Below are 20,287 nucleotides of genomic sequence, written 5' to 3'. Positions count from 1 at the left end.
TTAGCAGATAATGAAAATCATTATCAATATATATTTTATTGGAAGGTGTATATTTTCAGTTAGCTATCCTTCACGCTCTTTCATTAATGTGTCGATTTCTTTATCCATGATATTTGTGATATCCTCAATGAATTGGATGGCAAATGTCAGCTCTTGCTCGTTATAAGCGGAGCATAAAGCCTGTGTGGACACCGACAGTGATCGATAATGCGATTTGATTTGTTCCTGCCTACCTGGTATCGGTGCAATCATGACTCGCCTTCCATCCTGGTGATCCCGTTCTCTTTTTACATAACCCGATTTTTCAAGACGATTGATCAGCGCCGTAACCGAACCTGTGCTCAATCCTGTAATCTTTGCTAACTCACCTGCAGTTATCGCGCCTGTTTCTTTCAATATTTCGGCAGTCTTCAAGTCGGTATGGGTCACCCCTATCTTTTGGGCCATGTTTTGTTGAAATAAAACGGATCTCATGCCGAACCGCTGCAAGCCATGAGTCAAACTCTCCAATAGAGCTACATTTACCTCTTTACCGCTTGACATAAAATGCCACCCCTTTTAAACTTAAATTTATCTTGATTTTCAAGATAAATGTTTGGTTTAATCTTAACGTTTACCTTTCAACCATGTAAAGCAAATTCAGAGCTGGTTGAAACGAAGGAGGATAATAAATGAACAATCAAAAAAACCAGAAATTCATTGTTGCCGGACTTTTATTGGGCATCTTGATGTCAGCGATGGATAATACGATCGTTGCGACTGCCATGGGAACGATCGTTTCTGATTTAGGCGGGTTCGATAAGTTTGTCTGGGTGACATCTGCCTATATGGTTGCGACGATGGCAAGCATGCCGATTTTCGGTAAGCTTTCCGATATGTATGGAAGAAAAAGATTTTTCATTTTTGGACTGATCGTCTTTTTAATCGGATCGGCTTTATGCGGTATGGCCCAAAGCATCGTGCAATTAAGCATCTTCCGTGCGATCCAGGGAATAGGCGGGGGCGCCCTGATGCCCATTGCCTTTACCATCATCTTCGATATATTCCCGCCTGAGAAGCGCGGGAAGTTAACAGGACTTTTTGGTGCAGTATTCGGAGCCTCCAGTGTATTGGGCCCGCTTTTAGGTGCTTATATCACTGAATATTCCAGCTGGAAATGGATATTTTACGTCAACGTCCCGATTGGGATCATATCGCTATTCTTCATCTCGAGATATTACAAGGAGTCGGCAAACACCCAGGAGCAAAAAATCGATTGGGGCGGCGCGGCTACGCTCGTCATTGCCGTTGTCAGCTTAATGTTTGCGCTCGAATTGGGCGGGGAGTATGGTTGGTCTTCTTCTCCGATCATCGCTCTGTTTGCTAGCTTCGCCGTGTTCTTCGTTTCCTTTTTCTTTTTCGAAAGAAGAGCAAAAGATCCGATCATTTCATTGTGGCTGTTTAAAAGACGACTGTTTGCCACTTCCCAAATTTTAGCGATCCTTTATGGCGGGACATTCATCATTTTAACGGTCTATATCCCGATTTTCGTCCAGGCCGTTTACGGTGGCTCGGCCACGAACGCCGGATTGATCCTCACACCGATGATGCTCGGCTCGGTAGTCGGCAGTGCAATAGGCGGGATATTCAATACAAAAACAAGCTTTCGCAACCTAATGACGATTTCCGTCATCTGCTATTTTGTTGGAATGCTGCTCTTAGGGACGATCACCCCTGAAACGAGCAGGACTTCATTGACGTTATTCATGATTCTGACTGGATTTGGCATGGGCTTCTCCTTTTCCCTATTACCCATTGCTTCCATTCACAATCTGGAACCGAGATTCCGTGGATCGGCCAACTCTACAAACTCATTCCTTCGTTCATTTGGTATGACGCTTGGTGTCACGATTTATGGAGCGATCCAAAATAATGTATTTACAAGTAAGATGGAGGACGCATTCAAAGGAATGCAAGGCGGCCCAGATCCAGGATTGCTGAAGGATCCGCGCCAGCTCTTCCAATCCGATGCACGGGCCGAGATCCCGGACTTTATCCTGGATAAAATCGTTCATGCCATGTCCGATTCCATTTCATTGATATTCACCTTGGCGCTCATCCCGATCGGGCTTGCAGCCATCACCGTGTTCTTTATGGGGAAAACGAGAGTGGAAACACATGCAAAAGAGGAATCATGACAATAAATAACGGATAAGCACTGGATTTCCAGTGCTTTTTTGTTGCCCTTCCATTAAGAAATTGGGGGTAAAGATTGCCTGACAATCAATCTACAACTAAAATATAAGTAACACATTCACAAACCGAGGTGAGAAGTTTGAAGATCGTCTGTTTTGGAGACAGTTTAACCAGAGGCATTTCTTATGTCAAAGGCAGGCTACGGATCATTAAAGAAAATTACCCGAACTCTTTAGCTAAGCTGACAGAATCATTGCCCTTCGTCGAGGTTTTGAATAAAGGGGTTTTCAATGACAACTCCGACCTATTGGTGAGCCGGTTCGAGAAAGATGTCATGTCGGAAAATCCCGATATCGTTTTAATAGAGGTCGGTGGAAATGACTGTAACTTCCATTGGGCTGAAGTAGCAAAAGATCCGGAAGGTCATCACGAGCCGATCGTTCCAATCGAACGCTACCTCGACAATATCACCCAGCTTGTCAAACAGGTTCAGGACAAGCATGTCACACCCTTCCTTTTAACACTCCCGCCATTGGATCCTGCTAGGTATTACAGATCCCTGGCTGATAAGTTCGGGCATTCAATCGGGCATTTCGTTTCCCATGTCGGAGGTATCGAGCACTGGCACGGCATGTATAACCGACAATTGAAAAAACTTGCGGAAGAATTGAAGGTGCCTTTGATAGATGTGCGTTCCTACATCAAAACCTCCGGAGATCTGGAACACCTGATCAGTGATGACGGCATCCACCTCACCTCGGAAGGATATCAGCAAATGAGCTTGGCCATATTCAGTGACTTAAAGAAACATATGACAGGAAAAATGCCTTCACAATCTTCATTTGATTGTAAACATTCATCGTGGTAAAGGACGACTTCCAATAAGAACCGCAGTTGCAATAGAGAGTGGCAGCAGGGATTTCCAAAACCAGAAATTAGCGACCATTGGAGTTCTACCTTCATTCTATTGTACGGTCGATATATTTAAAAAATAAAAAACCGCAGTCAATCTCATTATTATCGAGATTGCCTACGGTCCGGGGCAAAGCATGGCGCTTTGCCTTTTTTACTTTACAGGCTTTTCACTTCCACGTTTTCCGGAAGCTTGAAAGGGTTGTCGGCATTGATCCGGTCATAAAACATCATCCCGTTCAAATGATCTAACTCATGTTGAAACACGATGGCGGCAAAGCCCTTCAGCTTCCTTTTATATTAAAGGTGAAGATTGCCGGGAAATCATTCTACAACTAACTTCTTCTCGGCCTTGCTAATCAATAAAAGTATCATGTTTTTTTTATAATTGATTTTACGATTAAAAATACTCAAAACACTTAATAAAACTGCAACGCTAACAAAATAAATTAAACCACTACTAGTAAATCCAAAGCTATAAAAGATAATCGTAGCAATAATAAACACACTTGTTAAGATTATTTTATACGCCCAATATTTATTCATTATGATCACCTCTATTTAATCTTAAAAATCTCGATAGCTAGTTTTACTTGACCCCTTATGGTTCTTATCTTTATAGTAGACAATTTTCAGCTGTCCTTTTTTATTAGATTAATTCTATAAAATGGTTCAAATTCCTCTTTTTAATTTATTTTATTAATTATTATCTAATTAATTCCTCTTTTGTGCCTATATGAGAAAAGTTCTTTACAATAAAAAAAATGGTGAAACTTAAAAACTTCCACCACTTTTTTTGTTTTCCTCTTTGATTGATGCTCTTTCCAATTTGGTATTGATGTATTCTTGCTGTTTGTGCTATCTATTCTCTATATCAACAAGATGTTCCTTAATTTAGCATTTTTTTTATTTGGTCAGCGATGATGTGCATAGTTGAACTGATTTGTTCGAATGATTTTTGAATTGAAAATTTTGTTTTAGTTAGTTTTTTTGTTACTGCTGCATTACTGCCGTTGTTCTTTCGGTTTCTTGCAAGCATTAGGGATAAGCCGTCCTAAAATCCTTTCTCTATAAAATCTGGCTGTAGATTCAGCAAGATTTTATTATTTTGCGATAACGCTGCATCATGATTAAAAAGTCTTTTTCCAAACTAACCTTGCCGAATGGAAATTCATGTATTGGTATACTTCGATGTGTATCTTAAAAAATTACTGTTTAAAGTTGTCCGATATTGATATGGGAAATAAGAGAACTGAAAGAGAGTATAGACTATGCAGGTCGAATTGTCCTTGCAAACCCTTTATTCAAATCTATTGTTGTATAAATGAACAAAAAAAGGCAAAGCATGGCGCTTTGCCTCAGTTTGTAGACAAAAGGGGTTCGGAATTAAAAAATTCCGAACCCCTTTTGAAATTCCTTTGAAATTTTGACCAAAGGTTACGAGATTTGGGCTCTTCGAGCCACTATGTTAAGCCGTTTTAGGACCTTGCCATGTCCAAGTGGCCATCTTCTTTACATTCATGGCAGCGAAAGTAAGCATCGCCTGCATCGACAATTTTTTAAGTCCCCTTAAAGTAGTCCAACGCATACCATGCTTTTCTTTTGCATCTGCGAATACACGCTCAATCGTTTCTTTGCGTTTCGCATATATAGGTTTTACCTCTTGATGATGACGCAGATGATCTGCTTCTTCCACATATGCTTGCCAGATATGCCGTGTCACTACTTTTTGATGGTCTTTGCTTTCCGTACACCGTGATAAAAATGAGCATGTTGCACAAATTTGTTTGGGCGATTTGTACTCGCGATAGCCCTCTTTATTTGTTGTTGAGTACTTTAAAGTTTCTCCCGAAGGGCAAAGGTAACAATCAAAGTGTTCATCGTAAACATAGTCATGTTTGCGAAAGAATCCTTCTTTTGTACGAGGACGTGTATAGGGTAAAGCAGGTGTGATTTCTTTGTTAAATAGGTAGCTTGTAATCGCTGGTGTTTTATAAGCTGCATCTGCGGCAACTGCTTCTGGTTTTCCAACTTTCTCAATCACTTGCTCAACAAGTGGCTCCAAAATATGACTGTCATGTGTATTACCAGGTGTTACAATCGTTCCCAATACAAAACCGTTGCCGTCTGCGGCCGCATGGAATGAATAGGCAAACTGTTTTGTTCGTTCATCTTTCACATAGTAGCCACTCTCAGGATCCGTAGTACTTTCTTTAATTGCTTTGGTTTCTTCCTTATCAAATTTATCTGGTGGAAAAGGCTTCTTTCCGTGGTTTTCACGATCTTGATTGATTTCTTCTTGAAGACGTCCTTGATACGCTCGTGTTTCTTTACGAACGATTTTCTTTTCAAATTTCCGTTTATTCGCACTGGCTTTCACATGTGTGGAATCCACGAAAACGTGTTCTACACTTATTACCTTTTTATTAGCAGCTGTCATTAAAATGCGACAGAAAATCTGTTCAAACAGGTCTGTATCTTTAAAGCGTCGCTCATAATTTTTTCCGAACGTAGAGAAATGAGGTACTTTATCATGGAAACCATAGCCTAAGAACCAACGGTAAGCCATATTGGTTTCAACTTCTTCAATCGTTTTACGCATGGAACGAATACCGAAGGTATATTGAATGAAAGTCAGTTTAACTAAAATAACTGGATCAATACTTGGGCGTCCTACCTCTGAGTACATATCTTTCACCAAGTCATAAATGAAAGTGAAGTCAATGGCAGCCTCCATTTTACGAACCAAATGGTTCGGTGGCACCAGTTGATCTAAAGTAATCATTTCAAGTTGATCTCGCTGAATAGAATCATGTTTAGAAAGCATCCTCATCACCTCAAGTTTTAATCCTTCAATTTTAAAACAAAAATGACTCCAGTCAAAAGTGTTCTATCTAAAAGGTAAGACAAAGTTGATTGGAGCGGGTGTTCGAGACTCCTGCGGGAAAAGCGCGTCTAGGGGAGACCCCGCAGGCAAAGCCGAGGAGGCTCCCCGACCGCCCGCGGAAAGCGAGTGCCTGGAGTGGAAATCAACGTCTAAATTGTACAGGCCATAAAAATAGACAAACTCGATTTTCATCGAGTTTGTCTACAGTCTGAGGCAAAGCATGGCGCTTTGCCTTTTTTTACTTTACAGACTTTTCACTTCCACGTTTTCCGGAAGCTTGAAAGGGTTGTCGGCATTGATCCGGTCATAAAACATCATCCCGTTCAAATGATCTAACTCATGTTGAAACACGATGGCGGCAAAGCCCTTCAGCCGCAACTCTATTTCCTTACCATTACCATCCACCGCTTTAATTTTCACGCGTTCATATCGGGGTACATAGCCTTTGATGTCACGGTCTACAGAAAGGCAGCCTTCACTTTGGGGTAAATAGATCATTGTGGCCGAATGGCTGATGATCTTAGGATTCACAAGGGCGTATTCATACTGCTTCCCTTTTTCATCTGGAAAATACATGACGAACATGCGCTTGTTCAAACCTATCTGATTGGCAGACAATCCTACTCCTTCACGCAGGTTATACTTCTTTTGCAGTTTTGGATCCTGGCTATTTTTCAAATATTGCATCATACATTCCAATGTTTCACGATCTTCATCTGAAATCGGCAGGCTGACTTCCTCCGTTACTTGCCGCAGAATGGGATCACCTTCCCTAACGATATCCTTCATCGTGATCATATAGTCTTTTATAAATTTACTCATAGAAATTCACACTCTTCTACCATTTTATTTTTTCATCACTTAGACCATTACACTTTAGCATTTCAGATTTAAAAAGTCTAATGTGCAGGTTGGATGTCCCTAACGCATGACTTCACGCTTATCTCTTCAATAATAAATACTTTTTCTTGACTTTAACATTATTTACCTTTAATTTAGGGCATAAAGACCCATAGATTACAGGTTTAAAAATTTTATACTGAAGTTATATTCTTAAAGGAGATGAAAAATTGAATTCGAACTCTAAATTAGTTTCGAAGTTGCTGCCGTTCCTGACGGCTTTCATTGTGATAATCGGTGGTATCAGTTGGTATGTTGTAACTCAGTCAAAGGATAAGGTCATTCCCTTTTCTTCGGTTGAAAAGACGATCAAAGCCCAAGATGGGGCCCTGGTCTCCATAGAAGAAAAAAGAAACGGGACTCTCCACATCACGACACCTGATGGAGAATATGTTTCTAACATCCCTCCCAATAGTCAAATGATTAACAAACTAGTCGAAACTTATAATGTTCAATATTCTTTTTCATCAACCAATAAGTCGGCAATATGGATTCTAGGCGCATTGATGGCAGCTCTCGCCGCAACCGCGGTGATCATCAAAAAAAGAACCAAAGGCGGACTGCGCATCGGCAGTAAGAAACAAAGCCTTTCCGCCCCCAGGCCTTTACCAGAGATAACCTTGGCTGATGTAGGCGGCTTGCAGAACGAGATCAAGCAAGAAATCCTCCAGACCCTCACTACATTGAAGGAACCTGAGCGTTCGGAAAAGATTGGAATCAAGCCGCCTCAAGGCATTTTATTATACGGACCTCCCGGAACCGGGAAAACGCTGCTTGCACAGGCAATTGCCAAAGAACTGGGTGCCAATTTCTTCTCAACGAGCGGCTCTGCCTTCAACGAAATGTTTGTCGGAGTCGGTGCAGCACGGGTCCGCAGCCTTTTTCAAAACGCACGCAAGCAATCGCCGGCCGTCATTTTCATTGATGAGGTGGACGCACTGGCTGGCAAAAGGAAACCCCATGGCGGGGAGGAAGCCGAGAAAACGTTAACGGAACTGCTTGTCCAATTGGATGGAGGTCATCCTAATGAAGGCATTCTATTCATTGCCGCGACAAACCGCAAAGATATGCTTGATGAAGCTTTTCTACGGCCGGGCAGGATTGATTTCTCCTTCCAGGTTCCACTTCCTGATACTCAAGGACGGAAGGAAATCATCGATATCCATACGAAGGGAAAACGACTGGCAACTGACGTCCTTGCATCCCTTGATGAATTGGCTGAAAGTACATCCGGTTTCTCCGGCGCGGACTTATCCTCCCTGTTCGATACGGCATCACGCCACGCCCTTAGGAATGAACAGGATATGATCCGTAAACAAGATCTGGATTATGCAATTGACTGCACGATTCTAGGTGCCACATCACGGACATTGAACGATGTCGATACAAAACGGCGAGTGGCGATCCATGAAAGCGGACATGCCTTGATCGCCGCTTTGACAAAGCCCGGCTCTGTTCGAAAAGCGACCATCATTCCCCGGGGCGAGGCCCTTGGATATGTCGCACCTATACCAAAAGAGCTCCATTTGGCAACGGCAAGTGAATTGCTTGATCAAGTCAAAATGATACTGGCCGGTGGTGTAGCCGAAAGGATGTATTTAGGGGAGCACAGCATTGGTGTCGGCGGTGATGTCCAACAGGCGAAACAGCTTCTTGAGCAGATGGTCGATACGGGAATGCTTCAAGACGGATTTACCCTTACTTTCAATAAAAGCGATAAGGAACACAAGATGCAGGAATTATTCACCAGGGCGATTTCGGAAACGGAAATGTTGATTGACGCGAATCGCCCACAATATGAAGTTCTGGTTGAGGAGCTATTGAAAAAAGAGACACTCGAGGGATCGGTTGTACAGCGAATCGTTGATGCTTCCGAATTCACCAAGGCATGCTCCAACGCTTAATATTATACTTTGCATGACTAGGGGCCTGGACAGGCCCCTTTTTTTCGTTTCCCCTTATGTGTTCCATATAAGGGGGCATTCATTCAAACGGAACGCCTATGCAATCCGCTTGTTTATTGGCAGCTTTATTTTTCCTGCCGATATTACTGCATTCCAATGAACAATATTTACTGCTTGCCTTTCTTGGTTTAAACTCTTTCCCGCAATGTTCACATTTCTTCCATTGATATTTTATATAGGCTGTCCCTTTGCATGTTTGGGAACAGTATTTAGCATTTTGATTGTAACTTTTAAATTCACGACCACACACCATGCAATCGAATTGTGCCATTATCTTTCCTCCATATTATTAGTCTAATAGCAGGGAACCATCGATCAATCCACTTTTTCGTGTCGCTGCAGACGTTCACCATTAAAAACGTCTTCCTTTGCACTCCCGGAGCTTTTATACTTGTCCTGAATTAAACTTATCGCCACTGCCGCAATCACGGCTGGAATCGCGAAGCTAATGAAATTCATATAAATGGGTAGCTTTAGCTCGATTAACATACCACCCATCGCAGGTCCGAGAATGGCACCGAACCTCCCTATTCCGAGGGCCCATCCTAAAGCTGTTGATTTGATATCGGTAGGATAAAAGATCGATATAAATGCATTGTTCAAATTTTGGGACCCGATCGAGGCTGCTCCGGCAACGGCAACCAATCCATATAAAATGATCGTACCTGGTTTAAAGCCGAGTAAGGTCAAACAAATGGCGCCAAAGGTAAATAAACTAATGAGCACCTTTTTCGATCCAATCCTATCAGCCAGCCAGCCACCGCAAATCGACCCGATTATCGCCCCGATATTCAAACTGAAAAGGAACAGCAAGCTGGACCTTAATGGATAACCTGCTTCCATCATCAATTGAGGTAACCAAGTCCCCAATCCGTAAACCATTAATAACCCCATAAAACAGGCAATCCAGAACATGATGGTGGTTCTTCCTCTCCGATTTTCAAAGAGCTTGGCGACCGAAACGCCTGTCGTCGATAATTCGTTTATGAATCTATCGTTTTTTTGCGGGACGTAGGAAGGGTTCAAACGCTTCACTATCGCACTGGCTTTTTGATAATCCCCTTTTTCAACATAATAATAGAGGGACTCCGGTAAAAATTTAATTAAAAAAGGGATCGATAACAGCGGAATCGCCCCGATGAAGAACATCCATCGCCAACCTAAAGCCGGAATCACATTCATTCCTAATAGCGACACCAAAATGCCGCCTATCGAATAACCGCTAAACATGACGGCCACCATGATATTTTTTATTGATTTTGGCGAATACTCGGACGTCAGGACGACTAACAATGGAGGAATTCCGCCCAGTCCCATCCCGGCAATAAACCGGTATACAGCAAAATCAACCGGTCCCTGTGCAAAACCTGTCAATAATGTGAATGTGCCAAAAAGGGCCACACAAGTAATGATGACTGCCTTTCTCCCCACTTTATCCGCCAATATCCCACAGAAAAGAGAACCGATAAGACCGCCTACCAAAGTCAAACTTCCAATCATGCCCAAAACGCTTGGCGCTGTGCCCCAAGCTTCACCTACACTCGGGATGACGGCTCCATAAACGACTAAATCAAACCCATCAAAAAGAATGAGAAAAATGCACCATAATAAAACGGAAAGGTGAAAAGAATTAAATTTACTATTTTCGATGACGTGTGCAATATGAATATTCTGCAAGTTTATTCCCCCGTATATGTTTGGTATCCACTTCCTAAGGCCAGCTAGTGGTATCACCGATATGGAATCTTGCTCCTTATGTCTTGGGGGTTATTTTAAGACCCTCGCATATCCCTTCGATGGTGACAAATAGGGGCTGATCGATGAATCCTGCGGCACTTCCTTGATGTGCACAAACGGCAAGACTATATTCGCTGTCTACCCTATATTGTTTACAGGTATAATCAGCTATTGGTTTATTGCTATGTACATCTGTCAGTTGAATGTCATCCATGCCATTCCTGCTCACATTAAAAGCGCGTAAAGGCATGGATAAACCTTTACCGACTGCCTTGATATAGCTTTCCTTCAGGGTCCACATATCATAAAAGGCTGAAAGTCTATCTCCCGCTTCCCAGACCTCGGCATATTCTTCTTCTGTAAAGAAACCTTTTGCCAGCTCCAAATCGAACGGACCGTTTTTCTCGATGTCCACTCCAACCTCAGCATCATGGAAGGCACAAACCACATACTCTCCGGAATGGGAAATATTATAATGGATGGATGGATGCTTGGGTAAAAAAGGCTTTCCATATGCATTAGTCTCCACTTCCAAATTTCCCCTAACCGATCCATGCCGTTTTTCAAGAATGAATCTCAGCAGCAAGTCCCCTATAAGGGACCGGTATGCATCATCCACCTTATGGTATCTTTTCAGACGAACCTGCCTTTTTGTTGAAACATGGGCAAACAGTTCGTCCAAGTCTCCCTCACTTCTCTTGGCAGGCAAAGTACATATATACACCTCTACCATTCTTCTTCCTCCTTTCTCTCTTCTGGCAAAATGAATAGGAGGTCACTGTATAATCACAGCGACCTTCCCTTTAATGAAATCTCCAGGCTAACTGGATGAGTCACTCACTGACGCTTCTGACCTGTTTTACATCATGGGGCTTGGCAGTATCCTTTGCTGGCATGATGGCTTTGAAATCATCCTTCCTCAAACGCAGGGCCCACAATAATGCAGCGACGAGGAACAAGGCTGAGCCGAGGAGGGCGAATTGATAAGAGGCTAAATGAACCACCATATCCCCATTCGCTCCCGTCATGCTCGTACCGGCTGCCCCGAGAATGCTCGCCAGGATGGCTACACCAACGGCGGAACCCATTCGGTTTTGCACATTGAACAATGTCGTTGCCCTTCCCATGGAAGCCGAGTCGATATTTGTGAAAGTAGAGAATTGTACCGCAACGACCGTGTGTCCCAAGCATATCCCGACGCTGAATAATAAAGCACGCAGGACCCATGGGTTGGCTGTCGGCCCAACCAGGCTTATCACTGTGAATATGATGATCGTGCCAAGCAGGCCTATCCGGATCACCTGATGGATTCCCCATTTTTTAGTGGTCCAAGGCATCAGCCGCGACGCCACCATTAAACCCAGCGCTTCCGGAAAAGTTGTCAGGCCGCTTTCTAAAGCTGAAGCCTGAAGCGAACTTTGATACATTAACGGGAATACAAAGAGCATCCCCAATAACCCTGCCATTGAAAATAAAGAAATGATGCCCAACGTCCGAAATAATCGGTCGGATAATAAACGCAAATCAAGCATCGGTTTGTCCACTTTTAACTCCACTACAATGAATGTGCAAACAAGAATCGCTCCAGCCATTCCTGTATACAGGACCACGGGGGAATCCCACCCTTTAGCCGGCCCTGCGTTCAGTGCATACATCAGCATGGAGAATCCAGATGCCGAAAGCAAGAATCCCGGGAGGTCCAGCCTGCCTGCGGTTGGTTCCTTGTGTTCTTTTAAAAAAAGTAAGCCGAATAATATAACGAGAATGCCGAAAGGGACATTTATATAAAACGCCCAGCGCCATGACAGCTGTTCGGCAAAGAATCCGCCAACTATAGGACCAATGGCTGGCGCGAAGGCAATCGGCAGCACAAGCGACCGGGATACCTTCGGCCGTTCTTCAGGAGAGAATGTCCTAAATAAAAGCGCCATTCCAACCGGTGTCAGGACACCGCCCCCTGCCCCCTGCATAACCCGGAACAAGTTCAAGGTTTGGAGATCATTCGCGAATCCGCATAAAAGGGAGGCGGCCGTGAAGACACCCAAGGCCATCAAGAAGATTTTCTTGGTGCCAAAGCGATCACCAAGCCAACCAGCTACCGGGAGGAATACGGCCAGACTTACTAAATACCCGGTGTTGATTCCACTCGTCGACGAAGGCTCGATGTTAAATTCCTTGCTGATCGTTGGCAGGATCACATTGACGATCGTCCCGTCCATCGAAACCATGAACATCGCTATGACATAAACGATGCTCACTACTGCTTTAGGATCAAGCTGCATCCTTGCCTTCACTTTGTTCCGTCACTGCTGGCAACTAGCTTCAAGCTTTTTGGCTGCAAGTCCGTCCAGTTCGTGTTGATGTACTTCAAGCAATCCTGCCGGCTTTCCTCCCGGTATATGACGGACCAGCCGGATGGAATAACAAGAAAAGCGGGCCAAAGGGAATGCTGACCTTCTTCATTTATTAACACATTGTAGATGCCGTTTTCATTCTCGAAAGGGTTGGTCATCAGTTATCTCCTCCTTCATAAATCTTTGCTGACTTCTGCAGATTGATGAGTTTTTCAGCAATTACTTGGCCAATTTCAGCAAGCGGTCCTGGCTGACACATATCCTTATGGCGGCAATGGATATTATGCTGTTCTATTTCACCGTGAATGAATGGCTTCCAAGTCTCTGGGTGAATCGGATCGAACCAATCCGGGATGATCGTCGACCTAAAGAAGAGCACATCCCCTTTAAAGGTCTTTGGTTTATACTCACTCATGATCCGGACTGAATTCACATATGTCTCTTTCAGGTTCAGGATCGTTTCCTCTTCTAAACTGGCCAATGCACTTCCGTCACGACGCAGGATTTCTATGGCACTAGCATTATCCAACGGCTGGTCTCCTAATGTATCAGGATCGTATCCACCCAATGCAAGCAGCGCGATTAAAGCTTCCTCATCATCCGGCGCCTCATTTATAGGCAGGAAATGACTTGGATATGCATCTAGGATTGCAACAAGGCGTACGTCCTCTCCCTCATTTTGCAGTTGGGTTGCCATTGCATGAACGACATTGCCTCCGAGAGACCAACCCAATAGATGGTAAGGGCCTTTTGGCTGGATCGTCCGCAACTGTTCAATATAGTCGGCCGCCATTTCAATCAGCGTTTTCGGGAATGCCTCTTTCTGAGCTATGCCTCGTGCTTGTAACCCGTAGATTGGATAGTCAGGTCCAAGCGCAGTCATCAATCCAGCGTAGCACCAGCTAAGTCCGCCCGCCGGATGTACGCAAAACAACGGAAGTTCCCTCCCATTTTTCCTAAGTGGCAGCAGGACGTCCAATGCACTTTGGCTCGTGCCCATTTCCAAGCGTTCTGCCAGCCCCGCAACAGTCGGAGCTTCGAATAGGTTACCAATACTAAGCTCGACCCCAAGTGCTTCACGGATTTTGCTCATCAAATGGACAGCTAGCAGCGAGTGACCGCCTAGATCGAAGAATCCATCATCTATTCCGACATGAGGTAAATCTAGAACCTCCATAAACAGATCGCAAAGAATCTCCTCCTGCGGCGTTCTCGGCCCGCGTCCCGATTGTACGGCACCGAATTCCGGCGCCGGCAATGCTTTACGGTCCAACTTGCCATTCGGTGTCAAAGGCAGTTCTTCCATTTCAACGAAAGCGGAAGGAACCATATAATCCGGAAGGCCTTCAGCTACTGAACGACGTACATGTGCAGCATCGAAGGTCACATTTGATCCAGGTACGACATATGCGACCAGTCGCTTATCACCGGGGTTATCTTCACGAACCACTACCGCAACTTGTTCAATATCGGAGTGTTGGGCGACCGTTGCCTCTATTTCACCCAATTCAATACGGAATCCGCGGATTTTGATTTGATGATCGGCACGCCCCATATAATCCAATGATCCATCCTCGCGCCAGCGAGCCAAATCCCCGGTACGGTACATCCTCTCACCTGATGAACTGAATGGGTTGGCGACAAAACGGTCCGCCGTCAAGCCAGGGCGTCCCAAATACCCACGGGCAAGGCCTGGCCCGGAAACATAGAGTTCCCCCACTACCCCTGGCGGAACAGGCTGTAAGACGGCATCCAACACATACACCCCAAGATCGGGTATCGCGCACCCAATGAGGCTATTGGCTTTTATGGATGTAATATCACGATTAAGCTCTAGATAGCTGACATGAACGGTCGTTTCCGTAATTCCATACATGTTGATGAGATATGGTGCATTTTCCGGATGACGGCCATACCAATCCTCCAAACGGCTTAGTTCTAGTGCCTCCCCGCCATAAATCACATAGCGCAAAGCAAGTTGCTGCCCAATTTCCGGCATTTCCCGATCGGCCTGCATCAATTGATAAAATGCCGATGGGGTCTGATTCAGGACCGTTACTCCTTCTTTAACCAATAGCCCTAAAAATTCCATAGGTGATCGGCTGATCGAGTGCGGCACGACAACAAGCTTGCCTCCGTGGAGTAATGCTCCCCAAATTTCCCACACCGAAAAGTCAAAAGCATAGGAGTGGAACATCGTCCACACATCATTGGAATCGAAACCGTACCAATACTGCGTCGACCCAAATAGTCTGATTACATTCTGGTGCGGAACGACAACCCCTTTTGGTACACCGGTCGAACCGGAAGTATAGATGATATACGCCGAATTCAGGGGTGATAACGGGCGGATGCGGTCAACATCCGTTGGATTGATCGGCGAATGATGCTCTAATTCTTCAATGGTACTCGCTTCATCCAGGATGATTTGGCTGATATCTTTCATATCAGGCAGCTTCGATGCTACACTCGAATCGGTCAGAACACATGCAGGCTGGGCATCAGAGAGCATGAACGATAACCGGTCCGCCGGATACTCTGGATCCAGCGGCAGGTATGCGGCTCCTGCCTTGAGTACAGCCAGCAGGCCGATAACCATTTCCAATGATCTAGGCAAGGCCAATGCGACAAATTGCTCCGGTCCTATCCCTTTCGCAATGAGTAGGCGGGCAAGCTGGTTCGCCTTTTTGTTCACCTCTTCATATGTCAATGAAGTTTCACCAAATACCAAGGCAATATGTTGAGGATACTTTTTCACCTGTTCTTCAAGCAGTGAAGGTATGCTCGCATGCTCTATTTCATCGGAACTTCCATTCCAGTCCACTAGGATTTTTTGACGCTCTTCAGGTGCCAGTATATCCAAAAGCCCTATATGCTGATCGGGTTCCGAAAGGGCGCCGTCCAATAGTCTTAATAAACGATAGATTAGCATTTCGGCAGTTTCCCGTTTAAAGAGATCTGTACTATATTCAAGGAACCCGCTGATTCCATCCGGCCTGCCATTTTCAGCGTGCACTTCTCGGAATTCCATGGTCAAATCGAACTTCGAAGCACCTACGCTGTATAGCTTCAGGTTGGATTGCACCCCTGGAAGCTCCAATTTAGGATCTGGTGTATTCTGCAGCGCAAGCATGATCTGGAATAACGGATGCCTAGAGCGTGACCGGACTGGATTCAGCACCTCCACCAGTCGCTCAAACGGCAGGTCCTGGTGCTCATAAGCTTGTAAATTGACCCTCCGCACCCTGTCAAGAAGCTCCCGGAAAGTAGGATCACCTGATGTATCCGTCCTTAATACCAAGGTGTTGATGAACATCCCTACCAGGTCGCTTAAAGCATCATCACTGCGACCCGCTATCGGACTTCCGATCGGAATATCGTTACCGGCGCCAAGGCGAGTGAGAAGTGCAGTCAGGCCGGATTGCAATACCATGAATAAGCTGACGCCATTTTCACGAGCCAAATCCAATAAACGCCGATGCATGTCGGGATTTATCGAAAAATCGATCGTATCGCCGCGATAGCTGGATTCGAGTGGCCGCGGAAAATCGGTTGACAATTCCAATTGGTCTGGCAGGTTTGCTAATATCTCTTTCCAATAATCGATTTGTTCATTGGCTAAACTGGCTTCATCACGTTCGCTTCCTAAAAGATCATCCTGCCAGATTGCATAATCGGCATACTGTACAGGCAACGGCGGAAGGTTCGGTTCGTCACCTTTAATTCGCGAAGCATAAGCTGCGGTCAGATCGCGAGTAAGCGGTGTTAACGACCATCCATCTCCTGCAATATGATGTAATAATAAAACCAATACATGCTTGTCAGGGGCCATTGTGAAAAGCTGGGCACAAATGGCCGGTTCTTTCGCAAGATTGAAACTATATCTCGTAGCCGTCGCGATTTCCGCTTCAAGCTCGGCCTCTTTTATATGCGATACCAATAATTCCACTTGCGCCTCGGAAGGATCGAGCACATATTGATGAGCTGTACCCAATGTAACGGGAAAGAGTGTACGCAAAGCTTCATGGCGCTCGACTACATCATTGAGCGCCGCTTCGAGTGCCCCGGTATCGAGTTCGCCGGACATTTCAACCACGAGCGGAATGTTATACGTCGGGCTCGGACCTTCCAGGCTATGAAGGAACCATAATCGCCGCTGGGCAAAGGAAAGAGGCACCTGTTTTGGCCTTTTTGCCTTTTTAACAGGCAACCTTGCACTTCTCCCGTTGGAAAGCTGTTTGACAAGACCGGAAACGGTCGGTGTCTCGAACAATTTACCAATGCCTATTTCAACTCCGAATGTTTCTCTTATTCGAACCATCAAAGTCGAGGCAAGCAGAGAGTGACCGCCTAAATTAAAGAAGCTATCATCGATACCCACCCTTGAAAGGCCTAGGACCTCGGCGAAAAGATCGCTGACGATTTCCTCCTGCGGTGTTCTGGGAGCACGTTCGGAAACAAGGCCAGAAAGATCAGGCGCGGGCAATTCCTTCCTGTTGAGCTTTCCATTTGGAGTCAATGGCAACTCCTCAAGCTCAACGATAGCGGATGGGACCATGTATTCCGGCAAAACACTACCTACAAATTCCCGTATTTCCACAACATCGACCGTCACTCCCAAAGAAGGAACGATATAGGCAACGATCCGTTTCTCGCCCGGCTGATCTTCGCGTACGATGACTGCCGCCTGCTCGATGTCAGGATGCCGGGTAAGCCTTGCTTCGATTTCCCCTAATTCAATGCGGAACCCTCTTATTTTGATTTGATGATCGGCACGGCTGATATAATCCAGTGTGCCATCACTACGCCAACGAACAAGATCACCGGTGCGATACATGCGGCTGCCCTTTGGACCATACGGATTAGCGACAAACCGCTCAGCAGTTAAATCCGGGCGTCCTAAATATCCACGCGCAAGCCCTGTACCCGCGATATATAATTCCCCTACAGTCCCTTTAGGAACGGGCTTCAAGGCTGCATCAAGCACATATACCTGTGTATTCCAAAGTGGCTTGCCGATCGATGGCATACCGCTCTGTTCCGGATCAAGGGTAAGGGCTGAAGACCATATCGTTGTTTCCGTCGGTCCGTACAGGTTCGTCACTTCACATCCTAATTCATGTAAAGCGTTTGTCAGGCTGATCGAAAGGGCCTCTCCGCCAACTAACACCCGGAAATTCTTTATCACATCAGGATAATTCGCTACAAGTGAATGCCAAAGCGTTGGTGTGGCCTGCATGATGCTTATCTCATGCTGAACGATCATCTCGGACAAGGTCTTCGGATCTTGAATCGTTTCCTTAGCGGCAATGACACAGCTTGCCCCATTCAAAAGCGGCAGGAAGATTTCCAAACCGGATATATCAAAGGCAATGGTTGTAACAGCCAGGAGACGGTCGCGATGATCCAAGGAAAATTCGTTTTGCATTGAAGATAGGAAATTGATAAGGCTTTGCGATTGAATCACGACACCTTTTGGCTTCCCGGTAGAACCCGAAGTGTAAATCATATAAGCCGGGTTAAGCGGGGACATCGTTCCCTTCCTGTTTCCATCCTCCACATTTGCATCCGGCTGTTGCGCTAGCGCTAGAGCGGTCTCTTGCTCGTCCAATAAGATGCGCTCCGCTCCTTTGGCATCCGTTAGTTTCGAGGCAATCCCTTTACTGGTTATGATGGCTGCTGGCCTGGCATCTTCCAGCATGAATTCGATTCGATCTGATGGATAATCCGGGTCGATAGGCAAATATGCCGCTCCCGTCTTTAAAACCGCTAACATGGAAATGACCATATCCACCGAACGCGTCAAAGCGATCGCCACGAATTTCTCAGGTCCCAGCCTCTTCTGCAAAAGGAGGTGTGACAGTTGATTGACCCGCCTGTTTAAATCTTTATATGTAAGAACTTCGTTATCATCGATTACGGCCGTCCAATCAGGGGTTTTTCGCACCTGGTACTCGAACAATCGGGGTAAAGGTCCAGTTGGGAGCTCTGTTGCCGTACAATTCCATTCAAGCAGGACCTGCTGGTGTTCCTCGGGCAATAGAAGTTCAACTTCACCGATCGAACGATCTTCCTCTGCAATCGCAACCTTTTCAAGAAAGCTCAAAAACCGTGCATGATGGGTACCTAAATCTTCGAGGCCATATACTTCCGGGTTCGCATCAATATCGATCCTCAGCCCTTTTCCATCAGACTTGTCATAGATGTTAATCGACAAATCATCGACAGGACCGGTGGCAAGCTTATGTGTGATCGCCTTGATTCCTGAAAAATCGAGGCCATAGTCAAACGGCATGACATTGATTTGCGGTCCGAATAATCGCTGGTTATCACCCAGCAATTTAAGATCTCGGCGCAATTCCTCATGACGGTAGTTTTGATGGCGGCGGATATTGCGGACCTCCTTGGACACTTGCTGCACCAATTCTTTGAAGCTCATCTCAGGCTTTACAGACAAACGCAGCGGCAACAGATTCATGACCATGCTCGGGATGTTCAATGAGGAAGACCCCAACCGTCCCATCATCGGTAAACTGAGGATGACGTCTTCCGATCCTGTCAAACGGTTCACATAAGCGGCCGTCACCGCAATCACCACTTCATGCCAGCTTCCCGAATATGTATGGGCGTTCGCTTTTAAAGCTTGTGTAGCGGAAGGTGATAAATAACCCGTTTGGCTAAGAAAGCCTTTAGAGGTCCTGGGTGCACGATCCGCTAGGCTCATGACCTCCGGCTGATCGGCAAAACGTTCTAGCCAAAACTGGCGATCACTTTCGAACTTTTCGGAATTCCTATATGCCTTCTCTTCCTCAAGCAGTGTACGTAGGGGGGAAAAGGCAGCTTCGTTCACATTTCCCCCTTTTTGAAGTGCCGTATATAATTTGGCTACACGTTGTGAGATAAGGGAAAACCCAAATGCATCCATGACAATATGGTGAATGCGTTGATACCAGAAAAAGCGGTCCGATTCCACCTTGAATAAAACTTGATTGAAGAGCGGGTCATGTTTCAAGTCTATTGGATGAGCCAAATCTTCCTTCATCCATTGGATGGCCTTGTGCCGGGAGTTTTCCTCTTCGCTTAAGTCCATGAATGTAAAAGGAAAATCAAGCGATTCCCCACTCATTTGAAACGGACCTTCATGATCTTCGCCAAAGCGGACATGTAAAAACTCCGCCTCCTTGACCGCCTGCGTCAGTGCCTGTTCAAAATGCACGATATCAATTTGTCCGGCTATTTCTATGTATTCCCCTGTGTTATATATCGGGTTATCCGGCTCCAGCTGCTGAGCGAACCAGATACCGGATTGTGCGCCGGTCAAATTCCAGCGCACATCTTGATCCTGAATATTAAGCACT

The 20,287-nt window shown here is 45.3% G+C and carries 12 protein-coding genes and 1 pseudogene; 3 read left to right on the top strand and 10 right to left on the bottom strand.

Annotated features, from left to right (window positions below; all coding sequences use genetic code 11):
• Positions 1–63: 63 nt before the first annotated feature.
• Complete coding sequence (locus MHI53_RS01370; RefSeq protein ID WP_061143763.1) at positions 64–543, bottom strand: MarR family transcriptional regulator; 480 nt, start codon at positions 541–543, stop codon at positions 64–66.
• A gap of 128 nt (positions 544–671) precedes the next feature.
• Here MHI53_RS01370 and MHI53_RS01365 point away from each other — a divergent pair, with 128 nt between their 5' ends.
• Positions 672–2,177 (top strand): MDR family MFS transporter, encoded by a 1,506-nt coding sequence (locus tag MHI53_RS01365; protein ID WP_061143764.1) that lies wholly within the window; start codon positions 672–674, stop codon positions 2,175–2,177.
• A gap of 137 nt (positions 2,178–2,314) precedes the next feature.
• Complete coding sequence (locus MHI53_RS01360) at positions 2,315–3,043, top strand: GDSL-type esterase/lipase family protein (RefSeq protein WP_061143765.1); 729 nt, start codon at positions 2,315–2,317, stop codon at positions 3,041–3,043.
• Between the two features lie 203 nt (positions 3,044–3,246).
• Here the strand turns inward: MHI53_RS01360 and MHI53_RS01355 are convergent.
• From MHI53_RS01355 to def, 3 genes and pseudogenes are all read right to left on the bottom strand, one after another.
• A pseudogene (locus tag MHI53_RS01355) lies at positions 3,247–3,378 on the bottom strand (peptide deformylase); the annotation flags it as partial.
• Between the two features lie 1,177 nt (positions 3,379–4,555).
• Complete coding sequence (locus MHI53_RS01350; protein ID WP_340371732.1) at positions 4,556–5,914, bottom strand: IS1182 family transposase; 1,359 nt, start codon at positions 5,912–5,914, stop codon at positions 4,556–4,558.
• A gap of 303 nt (positions 5,915–6,217) precedes the next feature.
• Positions 6,218–6,796: a peptide deformylase gene (gene def / locus MHI53_RS01345; protein WP_100530797.1), complete on the bottom strand. Its 579-nt coding sequence runs from the start codon at positions 6,794–6,796 to the stop codon at positions 6,218–6,220.
• Positions 6,797–7,044: 248 nt separating this feature from the next.
• Between def and MHI53_RS01340 the strand changes: the two genes are divergently transcribed.
• The gene (locus MHI53_RS01340) at positions 7,045–8,778 is read left to right on the top strand and encodes an AAA family ATPase (protein ID WP_340372598.1); all 1,734 of its coding nucleotides are present in this window, start codon (positions 7,045–7,047) and stop codon (positions 8,776–8,778) included.
• A 79-nt stretch (positions 8,779–8,857) separates the two neighbouring features.
• On the opposite strand, the gene MHI53_RS01335 is transcribed toward MHI53_RS01340, so the two are convergent.
• The 6 genes from MHI53_RS01335 to MHI53_RS01310 form a co-directional block, all read right to left on the bottom strand.
• Positions 8,858–9,109 (bottom strand): hypothetical protein, encoded by a 252-nt coding sequence (locus MHI53_RS01335; RefSeq protein WP_061143769.1) that lies wholly within the window; start codon positions 9,107–9,109, stop codon positions 8,858–8,860.
• A 44-nt stretch (positions 9,110–9,153) separates the two neighbouring features.
• A complete protein-coding gene (locus MHI53_RS01330) occupies positions 9,154–10,515 on the bottom strand; it encodes an aromatic acid/H+ symport family MFS transporter (RefSeq protein WP_061143770.1) in 1,362 nt (453 codons plus the stop codon).
• Between the two features lie 76 nt (positions 10,516–10,591).
• Positions 10,592–11,308, bottom strand: coding sequence for a 4'-phosphopantetheinyl transferase superfamily protein (locus MHI53_RS01325; RefSeq protein WP_061143771.1), 717 nt, complete (start codon positions 11,306–11,308; stop codon positions 10,592–10,594).
• Positions 11,309–11,408: 100 nt separating this feature from the next.
• Positions 11,409–12,857 (bottom strand): MDR family MFS transporter, encoded by a 1,449-nt coding sequence (locus tag MHI53_RS01320; RefSeq protein WP_061143772.1) that lies wholly within the window; start codon positions 12,855–12,857, stop codon positions 11,409–11,411.
• Positions 12,858–12,865: 8 nt separating this feature from the next.
• Positions 12,866–13,087: an MbtH family protein gene (locus tag MHI53_RS01315; protein WP_340372597.1), complete on the bottom strand. Its 222-nt coding sequence runs from the start codon at positions 13,085–13,087 to the stop codon at positions 12,866–12,868.
• On the bottom strand, positions 13,087–20,277 hold the full coding sequence (locus MHI53_RS01310) for an amino acid adenylation domain-containing protein (protein ID WP_340373631.1): 7,191 nt from the start codon (positions 20,275–20,277) through the stop codon (positions 13,087–13,089). Before MHI53_RS01310 ends, MHI53_RS01315 begins: the two co-directional genes overlap by 1 nt.
• Positions 20,278–20,287: the final 10 nt, after the last annotated feature.

It is taken from the genome of Peribacillus sp. FSL E2-0218 (assembly GCF_037992945.1).
GTDB classification, from domain to species: domain Bacteria; phylum Bacillota; class Bacilli; order Bacillales; family DSM-1321; genus Peribacillus; species Peribacillus simplex_B.
The sequence above is the reverse complement of the archived record's forward strand: the minus strand, read 5'-3'. Positions and strand labels throughout refer to the sequence as shown.